We start from the raw sequence: 9,739 nt of genomic DNA on the forward strand, positions 1-9,739 counted from the left end.
GTGTCCGAGCACGCTCACCGCAGATGTGACACGCCCGAAACACCATGAGCATGCGCTCGTGACCCGGAAGTGGTTGCCTTCCCCAGTCCATCTCGCGATGTTGCACTGTGGAAGGGGACCCGCATGTCCGTCGAAAAGGACACCGGATCAGGGGTCGGCGTCCAGCGCGACTTCTCGCACGAGGACGGTGGGCTGCACAAGGGCCTGAAGAACCGTCAGCTCCAGATGATCGCCATCGGCGGCGCCATCGGCACGGGGCTCTTCCTGGGTGCGGGCGGTCGTCTCGTCACCGCCGGTCCCGGTCTCTTCATCATCTACGGGGTCTGCGGCTTCTTCGTCTTCCTCATGCTGCGGGCCCTCGGTGAGCTCGTCCTGCACCGCCCCTCGTCGGGTTCCTTCGTCTCCTACGCGCGCGAGTTCTACGGCGAGAAGGCCGCCTTCGTCGCCGGCTGGATGTACTGGTTCAACTGGGCCATGACCGCGATCGTCGACATCACCGCGATCGCGACGTACATGCACTACTGGCAGACGTTCTCCTCGGCGCCGCAGTGGCTGCTGGCCCTCATCGCCCTCGTCGTCGTCCTCAGCCTCAACCTCGTCTCGGTCAAGATCTTCGGCGAGATGGAGTTCTGGTTCGCGCTGATCAAGGTCGTCGCGCTGACCGCCTTCCTGCTCATCGGCATCGTCTTCCTCGCCGGTCGCTTCCCCATCGAGGGCCAGACCACGGGGCTCAGCGTCATCAGCGACAACGGCGGCTGGTTCCCCACCGGGGCCGTCCCGCTGGTCGTCGTGATCTCCGGCGTGGTCTTCGCCTACGCCGCCGTCGAGCTCGTCGGCACCGCGGCCGGGGAGACGGAGAACCCCGAGAAGATCATGCCGCGGGCCATCAACACCGTCATCGTCCGCATCGTCGTCTTCTACTGCGGCTCGCTGATCCTGCTCGCGCTGCTGCTGCCCTACACCGCCTACTCCAAGGACACGAGCCCCTTCGTCACGTTCTTCTCCAAGATCGGCGTCCCCGGGGCCGGTGACGTCATGAACTTCGTCGTCCTGACCTCGGCGCTGTCCAGCCTCAACGCCGGTCTCTACTCCACCGGCCGCATCGTGCGGTCGATGGCGCAGAACGGCTCCGCGCCGAAGTTCGCGGCCAAGCTCAACAAGGGCGGGGTCCCCTTCGGCGGCATCGCCATCACCGGGGTCGTCGCGGTGCTCGGTGTCGTCCTCAACGCCGTCGCCCCGGGCCGGGCCTTCGAGATCGTCCTCAACGCCTCTGCCCTGGGCATCATCGCCAGCTGGGGCACGATCGTGCTCTGCCAGATGCGGCTGCACTCCTGGGCCAAGAAGGGGATCGTCACCCGCCCCGACTACCGCCTCTTCGGCGCCCCGTACACCGGCTACGCGGTGCTGCTCTTCCTCGTCGCCGTCCTCGGGATCATGGCCTACGACAAGGACAGCCGCCCCACGGTCTACGCCCTCGGCGTGATCATCCCGCTGCTGGTGGTCGGCTGGTTCTCCGTGCGCAAGCGCGTCCTGGCCGCCGCCGAGGAGCGCATGGGCTACACCGGCGAGTTCCCGGTCAAGGCCAACCGTCCGGGCGACGGCGGCAAGAAGTAAGGGACCCCGCCCCGGAACGAACAGGACGCCGTCGCCCCCCGCGCTCTACGCTGCGGGGGACGGCGGCGTCCTGCTGCGTCCTGCCCGCCCGGCGCTGTGCGGTGCACCCTCGACGAGGCCCCCTGAGGAAACCCTGCGCATGACCGCGCCCACCACCCGGCCCGCCGCCGCCCGCGCCACCCCCCGCACCCCCTCCACGTTCGGACTCGTCGTCCTCCTCGGAGCCATGGCCGCCCTCGGCGCGGTGACGATCGACCTCTACCTCCCCTCGCTGCCCGAGGTGGCGATCGACCTCGGCACGACCGAGGCGCGCACCCAGCTGACGATCACCGGGGTCCTCGTCGGCTCCGCGCTCGGCCAGCTCGTCGTCGGCCCGCTCTCCGACGCGTTCGGTCGCCGGAAGCCCGCCGCCGTCGGGTTCTGCGTCTACGTCGTCGCCACCCTCCTCTGCGCGATCGCGCCGAACCTGCCCACCCTCGTCGCCTTCCGCGTCCTGTCCGGCGTCGGCGCCTCGGCCGGGGCGGTCATCGGCATGGCCGTGATCCGCGACCTCTTCGTCGGACCCGCCGCGGCGCGGCTGCAGTCCCGCCTCGTCCTCGTCATCGGCGTGGCCCCGCTCTTCGCCCCCACCGTCGGGGGTGCGATCGCCGCCCACACGGGCTGGCGTCCGGTGCTGGCCCTGCTCTCCGTCGCCGGCCTCGGGGTCCTCCTCGCGGTGTGGCTCAGGCTCCCCGAGACCCGCCCGGAGCTCACCGACACCCCCGCCCAGGCCCTCGCCGAGGACGAGCGCGCCCCCGTCACCCCACCGCGGCGAGGCCGGGTCCGGCGCACCTTCACCGGCTACGGCGTCCTGCTGCGCGACCGCCGGTTCCTGGCCTTCGCGGCCATGCCCGGGCTCGCGCTGGCCACGATCATGGCCTACGTCTCGACCTCGCCCTTCGTCCTCAAGGACGGGTTCGGCCTCTCGAGCACGGGGTTCGCGATCTACTTCGCGGTCAACGGCACGGCCCTCATCGGCGGCACGCAGCTCAACGCGGGCCTCGTCGAACGCTACGGCTCGGCGAAGCTGCTCCGGGTCGGCGTGCTCGCCGCCCTCGTCTTCGGTCTCGCACTGACGGTGTCGCTGCTCTCGGGCACCGACCAGCTGCTGCTCTTCGCCGTGCCGCTCTACCTGCTGCTGCTCGCGCTCGGCCTGATCATGCCCAACGCCGTGACCCTCGGCCTGGAGCCCTACGGCGACAGCGCCGGGGCCGCGGCGGCCCTCGTGACCGCCCTGCAGTCCGGCATCGGCGGACTCGTCGGGGTCCTCGTGGGTGTCCTCGGTGGCGACGAGCACGCCATGGGTCTCGTCGTCGGGGCCGCCGTCGTCCTCAACGTGGCCCTCCTGCTCTCGGTCTCCCGGAAGATCCGCCCTAGTGTGAGGTCATGAGTTCGATCACGGACGCCCAGCCTGCGGGCAGCGACGTCGACCCCTCGGTCCGACCCCAGGACGACCTCTTCCGGCACGTCAACGGCCACTGGCTGGCGACGACCGAGATCCCGGACGACCGCGCCGTCGACGGCGCGTTCGTCCGCCTCCGCGACGAGTCCGAGGCCGAGTGCCGAGCCATCGTCGAGGCCGCCGCGGCGGCGGCCGCCACCGGCGAGGCCGGGGCGGGCAGCGTCCAGCAGAAGATCGGCGACCTCTACGCCAGCTTCATGGACACCGAACGCATCGAGGCCCTCGGCGCCACCCCGCTGGACCCGGAGCTCGCCGCGGTCGACGCCATCACCGACCACGCCGACCTGGTCCGCCGGCTCGGCGCCTTCGAGCGCTCCGGCGTCGGTGGCCCGTTCGCCTACTGGGTGGACACCGACAACGCGAAGTCCGACGAGTACGTCGTCTACCTCACCCAGTCCGGCCTCGGCCTGCCCGACGAGTCGTACTACCGCGAGGAGCAGTACGCGGCGATCCGCGAGGCCTACGTCGGCCACGTGGAGCGCATCCTCAGCCTCGGCCACCGTCCCGACCCGGCCGGTTCCGCCCAGCGCATCCTCGCCCTGGAGACGGAGATCGCGAGCCACCACTGGGACCGCGTGAAGAACCGCGACGCCAACGCGACCTACAACAAGGTCGACCGCGCGGGCCTCGAGGCGCTGCTGCCCGGCATCGACCTGGCCGGCTGGCTCGAGGCCGCGCAGCTGCCCGACTCCGCCTTCGCTCAGGTCGTCGTCCGCCAGCCCAGCTACCTCACCGGCCTGGCCGAGGTCCTCCTCGCGACGCCGGTCGAGACCTGGCGCGAGTGGCTCGGCTGGCGCATCCTCCACGGCAGCGCGGTCTTCCTCTCCTCCGACTTCGTCGACGAGAACTTCGCCTTCTACGGCACGACCCTGACCGGCGCGCCCCAGCTGCGCGAGCGCTGGAAGCGCGGCGTCGGGCTCGTCGAGGGCAACCTGGGCGAGGCGCTGGGCGAGCTCTACGTCGCCGAGCACTTCCCGCCCGCCGCGAAGGCCCGCATGGAGGAGCTCGTCGCGAACCTCGTCGAGGCCTACCGCCTCGACATCGAGGCCCTGGACTGGATGACCCGGGAGACGAAGGACCGGGCGCTGGAGAAGCTCGGCCAGTTCACGCCCAAGATCGGCCACCCCGACACCTGGCGCGACTACACGAAGCTGACCGTGGACCGCCACGACCTGCTGGGCAACGTCCGCCGCGCCTTCGCGTTCGAGGTCGAACGCGAGCTCGCCAAGCTCGGCTCCCCGGTGGACCGCAGCGAGTGGTTCATGACCCCGCAGACGGTCAACGCCTACTACAACCCGGGCATGAACGAGATCGTCTTCCCCGCGGCGATCCTCCGACCGCCGTTCTTCTCCCTCGAGGCCGACGACGCCGAGAACTACGGCGGCATCGGTGCGGTCATCGGTCACGAGATCGGTCACGGCTTCGACGACCAGGGCTCCAAGTACGACGGTCTCGGCAACCTCAACGACTGGTGGACCGACGCGGACCGCGAGGAGTTCGGCAAGCGCACGGACGCCCTCGTCGCGCAGTTCGACGCCCTCGAGCCGCCGGAGACCCCCGGCAAGAAGGTCAACGGCTCGCTGACGGTGGGCGAGAACATCGGCGACCTCGGTGGGCTGACGATCGCCCACAAGGCCTACGAGATCGCCCTGGAGGGCCGGCCCGCGCCGGTCGTCGACGGCCTCAACGGCTCCCAGCGGCTCTTCTTCGGCTGGGCCAAGGTGTGGTGCGGCAAGGTGCGCCCGGCCGAGGTCGAACGTCGCCTCGCCGTGGACCCGCACTCCCCGCCGGAGTTCCGCTGCAACGCGGTGGTGAAGAACCTCGTCGAGTTCCACGAGGCCTTCGACACCCAGCCCGGTGACGGGCTCTGGCTGGACCCGGCGGAACGCGTCCGGATCTGGTGAGCCGCAGGGCCTGAGGGGGTTCAGTCGGCGAGCGCGACCTGGTCGCGCCCGCCCTCCTTCGCCTCGTAGAGGGCGCGGTCGGCGCGCAGCAGCAGTTCGTCGGGCGTGCTCCCGTGGTCGGGACTGGTGGCGACCCCCGCGCTGATCGTCACCCGCAGCCCCTCGACCGCGAAGGGGATCTCCGCGCACGCGCGACGCAGCGCCTCGGCCCGCACGCGGGCCGAGGCGGTGTCGAGCTGGGGGAGGATCACGACGAACTCCTCCCCGCCGTAGCGGACGAGGTCCTCCGGCCGGGCGTGCCCGCCCAGCGCGCGGGCCACCGCGACGAGGACGTCGTCCCCGACGGCGTGGCCGTAGGTGTCGTTGATGGCCTTGAAGTGGTCGACGTCGAGCAGCACCAGCGACAGCGGCTGCCCTGCGGTCGCGGCGAGGTCGAGCCGGGTCGTGAGGTCGTCGACGAAGCGTCGCCGGTTGCGCAGCCCCGTGAGCGGGTCCTTGGCGGCCTCCTCGGCGAGGTCGGCCTGCAGCTTCTCGATGGTGGCGACCTGGGCGCGCAGGGTCTCGTTGGCCTCCTGCAGCGCCCGGGCCGCGGCCAGCTGCTCGGTGACGTCCCGGGCGACGACGACCCGGCCCAGCGCGTTGCCCCGGTGGTCGCGGATCCAGCGGGTGCGGACGTCGATCTGCACACCGCTGGCCAGGGCCACGACGCTCTGCCCCTCACCGTCGCCGACGGCCCGCACGAGCACCGGGTCGACGGTGTCCGCGAACGGTCGCCCGACGACGGCGGCGGCCTGCTGCGGGCACCCCTCCCCGGCCAGCATCGCGCGGCCGGCGACGTTGACGTCGACGAGCCGCAGACGGGAGTCGACGACGTAGACCGCGTCGGACACGGTGTCCACGACGAGCGAGCGGGCGACGGGGACGAGCCGCAGCAGGTCCTGGTGCAGCACCGCGTAGGCGAAGAGGACCCCCGTCACCGCGAACGCGACCGGGGTGATGTCGACGTCGAGGCGGGCGAAGGGGGTGAAGACGACGGTGAGGTTCGCCACGAACGGCGCGGCGATGGCGACGAGCATCGTGCTGGCCTGCCGGCGCAGCAGCCCGCTCGTGGTGCGCCGCAGGTGCCAGATGGTGAGGGCGGCCGAGACGATGACGAGGTAGCTGTAACCGGTGTGCACCCAGAACAGCGGGCCCGCGGTCGTGCTGAGCCGTTCCGGGTCCCCGACGTGCGTGACGCTGGCGTGGAACCAGTGCGTCCACGGGTCCAGGGCGACCGTGAGGACCAGCAGCACGGGCTCGACGCACAGCAGCAGCGTCCGCCGTCGCCGGAACGGACGTCCGGTGACGGCGTCGACGAAGAGCCGGAGGCTGAGCACGGTGCCGGCGACGGCCGCGAACTGCGGGACGACGAGCAGGTCCAGCCACGGTCGCGGCGTCCCGCTGTTCATCAGGACGACGACCACGCCCCAGGCGGTGACGGAGGCGAGGGCCCCGGTCAGCGGGAGCGCGGCTGGTGTCTCGTCCCGTCGGCGGAACGTCAGGATGCCCGTCGCCGCCGTGATGACGGCGGCGAAGGCGACCAGCAGCGCGAGGGGTGCCATCGACGCCCGGTCCTCCCGGATTCAGCCCGACCTCGGTGGCCGGTGCCTTCCAAGAGTCCCATCGACCGCCGACATCCGGGAAAGCAGCGGCCGACCGGGTGGTTCAGCTCGCAAGCACCTCAGCGACTCGGGGGGTTCGGCGGCAGCCGCGGGTGCAGCAGGTGGGCGACCAGTGCGGTCCACCCGGTCTGGTGCGTCGCGCCGAGCCCTTCACCGGTGTCACCGTCGAAGTACTCGTTGAACGAGATGTGCTCCTGCCACAGCGGGTCCTGGGTGGCCTCGATGCGTCCGCCGTCGGCCGGGCGCCTGCCCTCCACGGGTCGGAACAGCGAGACGAGGCTGTCATCGATGAGGTCGGCCGCCTGGACGAGGTTGATCTGGTTGCCGGAGCCCTTGGGCACCTCGACCGTGAGGTCGTCGCCGTAGAACCGTCCGAGCGTGCGCAGCTTGTCCGCGAGCAGCACGTTGACCGGGAACCAGATCGGTCCGCGCCAGTTGGAGTTGCCGCCGAACAGCCCGGTGCGGGACTCGCCGGGTTCGTAGGTGATCGACGACGTCTGCCCCTCCAGCGACGTGGTGATCTCCTGCTTGACCGCGGCGGAGAGGGACCGGATGCCGTAGGCGGACAGGAACTGGTCGTGGTCGAACATCCGGTCGAGCAGGCGGACCAGGCGCGGCTTGTCCACGAGCGAGAGCAGCATCCGCCGTCCCTCGGGGGTCGAGCGGGTCAGCAGCGGCAGCGTCAGGTCGGGTCGGCGCTTCTGCAGCCACCGCAGCCGGGCGGTGAGGTCAGGGGTCTCCTCCGCGATCCAGGCCGGGACGTCGGTCGCGCCCAGGATCGGCAGCAGTCCGACCATCGACGGGACCCGCATCGGTTCGACGGCGCCGTCCGGGTGCAGGAGGACGTCGTAGAAGAAGCCGTCCTCCTCGTCCCACAGCGACACGTCGTGGGAACCGAACGACGTCATCGCCTGCGCGATGGAGAGGAAGTGCTCGAGGAACTTCGTCGCCGCGTCCTCCCAGGCGGGGTCGTGCCGGGACAGCTCGAGCGCGATCTTGAACATCTGCTGGCAGTAGAAGGCCATCCAGCTCGTCGCGTCGGACTGCTCCAGGCGGTACCCCGGGGGGAGCTTCGCACTGCGGTCGAAGAGGCCGATGTTGTCCATCCCGAGGAAGCCGCCCTCGAAGAGGTTCGACCCGCTGGAGTCCTTGCGGTTGACCCACCACGAGAAGTTCAGCAGCAGCTTGGTGAAGACCCGGACGAGGAAGCCCTGGTCGCGGTAGCCGTCGAGCCGGTACACGTGCCAGGCCGCCCAGGCGTGCACGGGGGGGTTGACGTCGCCGAAGGCCCACTCGTAGGCGGGGAGCTGACCGTTGGGGTGCATCGACCACTCGCGGCACATCAGGACGAGCTGCTCCTTGGCGAACTCGGGGTCGACGTGGGCGAGGGGGATGACGTGGAAGGCGAGGTCCCACGCGGCGAACCACGGGTACTCCCACTCGTCCGGCATCGAGATGACGTCGGCGAGCGAGAGGTGCGACCAGCTGGTGTTGCGTGCCCCCCGCTGCTTGCGCGAGTCGGGCGCGGGTTCGGTCTCGGGGTCGCCGTTCAACCACTGCCGCACGTCGTAGCGGTAGAGCTGCTTGGTCCAGAGGAGCCCTGCGTACGCGCGACGGGCGATGTGGCGGTCGGAGTCGCTCAGGTCGGGGTGGATGACGGTGCCGTAGAACTCGTCGGCTTCGCGCTGCCGGTCCTGCACGACCGCGTCGAAGCCTGCGCCGAAGGTGCTCAGTCCGGGGGCGTTGGGTGACAGGCGCAGTCGCACCTCGACGGTCTCGCCCGGCACCACGCTGTCGAAGCTGTACCAGAACGCGGCCTTGGTCCCCGTGTGCCGGGGGTTCACCGCGTCCAGCTCCCCTCGGACGATGCGCCGGTCGATGCCGTCCTTGGTGAACGCGGTCGGGTTGTGATCGGCGCCGAAGAGGTCGACGAGGTTCGTCTCGTTGTCGCAGAAGAGCACCTCGGGGCTGCCCTCGGCGGAGACGTGGTAGCGACCGAGGTGCCCGTGCTCGCACTCGACGTCCTCGAGCCCGCCGACGGCGAGGGTGGGCGGCAGCACCTGCGTCATCGTCCCGCGGCGACGGTCCCAGCCCCACGTCCAGGTGTTGCGGAACCACACCTGGGGGATCAGGTCGAGCGGCGCCGCCTCGGGTCCGTGGTTGGTCGCCTGGACCACCATGCAGAGGTCGTCGGGGCCGGCCTTGGCGTAGGTGACCGTCACGTCGAAGAAGCGGTTCCCGTCCAGGACGCCGGTGTCCCCGAGTTCGTACTCCCGCTCGTCGCGTCCGCGCCGTCCGTTCTCCTCGCGCAGCTGCTGGTAGGGGAACTCGGCCTGCGGGTAGCGGTAGAGCCACTTCATCCAGCTGTGCGACGGCGTCCCGTCGAGGGACCACCAGTACTCCTTGGCGTCCTCTCCGTGGTTGCCCTCGCCGTTGGTGAGGCCGAACAGCCGTTCCTTGAGGATCGGGTCCTTGCGGTTCCACAGGGCGACGCCGAGGTTGAGGAACCCGAAGCGGTCGCAGACCGCCCCCAGACCGTCCTCACCCCAGCGGTACGCCCGTGCCCGGGCCTGGTCGAACGTGAAGGCTGACCAGGCGTCGGCGTTGTCGGAGTAGTCCTCGCGGACCGTGCCCCACTGCCGGCCGGAGACGTAGGGCCCCCACAGACGCCAGGGACCGTCCGCACCGGGCGATTCCGCCATCCGCGCGTGCTCCGCGCTCCGGTGTTCAGGGGCCTGCTCGTGGGACTCAGTGGCCTCGCTCACCCCGACAGTCTCGCAACAGATCACCGACGAGGGGGACCTGAGTGTGGGAAGCAGAGGAAGTCGTTGCGCCACAGCACATCATCCCGCAAGGACGCAGGCGATTTGCCTTGCCGTCACCCACCCGTCTAATGTTCCTCATGTCGCCACGAGCAACGGGGCGGCCGCTGAGGGTCACAAGCTCGCAGAGGCCGGACTGAGGTTCTGGTGGCGCCGGAAGCCTTGATGGTGACTGGGTTGCAGTTTGGCCTGGTTGGTGGTTAAGGTGGGAAAGTTGCCCCTCTTCGGGTGGCCCTC

5 protein-coding genes are annotated in these 9,739 nt (G+C 70.5%); 3 read left to right on the forward strand and 2 right to left on the reverse strand.

Going from position 1 to position 9,739, the window contains the following annotated elements; genetic code table 11:
* Window positions 1–123: 123 nt before the first annotated feature.
* The 3 genes from ACFQ46_RS11290 (at window position 124) to ACFQ46_RS11300 (ending at window position 5,019) form a co-directional block, all read left to right on the forward strand.
* Window positions 124–1,614: an amino acid permease gene (locus tag ACFQ46_RS11290; protein ID WP_380259581.1), complete on the forward strand. Its 1,491-nt coding sequence runs from the start codon at window positions 124–126 to the stop codon at window positions 1,612–1,614.
* Between the two features lie 139 nt (window positions 1,615–1,753).
* Window positions 1,754–3,043 (forward strand): multidrug effflux MFS transporter, encoded by a 1,290-nt coding sequence (locus tag ACFQ46_RS11295; protein WP_380259582.1) that lies wholly within the window; start codon window positions 1,754–1,756, stop codon window positions 3,041–3,043.
* Complete coding sequence (locus tag ACFQ46_RS11300) at window positions 3,040–5,019, forward strand: M13 family metallopeptidase (protein WP_380259583.1); 1,980 nt, start codon at window positions 3,040–3,042, stop codon at window positions 5,017–5,019. The genes ACFQ46_RS11295 and ACFQ46_RS11300 overlap by 4 nt, the downstream gene beginning before the upstream one ends.
* A 20-nt stretch (window positions 5,020–5,039) precedes the next feature.
* On the opposite strand, the gene ACFQ46_RS11305 is transcribed toward ACFQ46_RS11300, so the two are convergent.
* Window positions 5,040–6,620, reverse strand: a complete 1,581-nt coding sequence (locus ACFQ46_RS11305; RefSeq protein WP_380259584.1) for a diguanylate cyclase — start codon at window positions 6,618–6,620, stop codon at window positions 5,040–5,042.
* 119 nt (window positions 6,621–6,739) lie between these two features.
* The gene (locus tag ACFQ46_RS11310; RefSeq protein WP_380259595.1) at window positions 6,740–9,382 is read right to left on the reverse strand and encodes a glucosidase; all 2,643 of its coding nucleotides are present in this window, start codon (window positions 9,380–9,382) and stop codon (window positions 6,740–6,742) included.
* Between the last annotated feature and the right edge of the window lie 357 nt (window positions 9,383–9,739).

Origin of the sequence: Kineococcus sp. GCM10028916 (assembly GCF_042674865.1) — a bacterium.
Classification (GTDB): Bacteria; Actinomycetota; Actinomycetes; order Actinomycetales; family Kineococcaceae; genus Kineococcus.

Bases quoted from the DNA above. Each gene is read 5' to 3' on its own strand.
- ACFQ46_RS11295 (WP_380259582.1), top strand. From the start codon at position 1,754: ATGACCGCGCCCACCACCCGGCCCGCCGCCGCCCGCGCCACCCCCCGC.
- ACFQ46_RS11310 (WP_380259595.1), bottom strand. From the start codon at position 9,382: ATGGCGGAATCGCCCGGTGCGGACGGTCCCTGGCGTCTGTGGGGGCCC.
- ACFQ46_RS11305 (WP_380259584.1), bottom strand. From the start codon at position 6,620: ATGGCACCCCTCGCGCTGCTGGTCGCCTTCGCCGCCGTCATCACGGCG.
- ACFQ46_RS11290 (WP_380259581.1), top strand. From the start codon at position 124: ATGTCCGTCGAAAAGGACACCGGATCAGGGGTCGGCGTCCAGCGCGAC.
- ACFQ46_RS11300 (WP_380259583.1), top strand. From the start codon at position 3,040: ATGAGTTCGATCACGGACGCCCAGCCTGCGGGCAGCGACGTCGACCCC.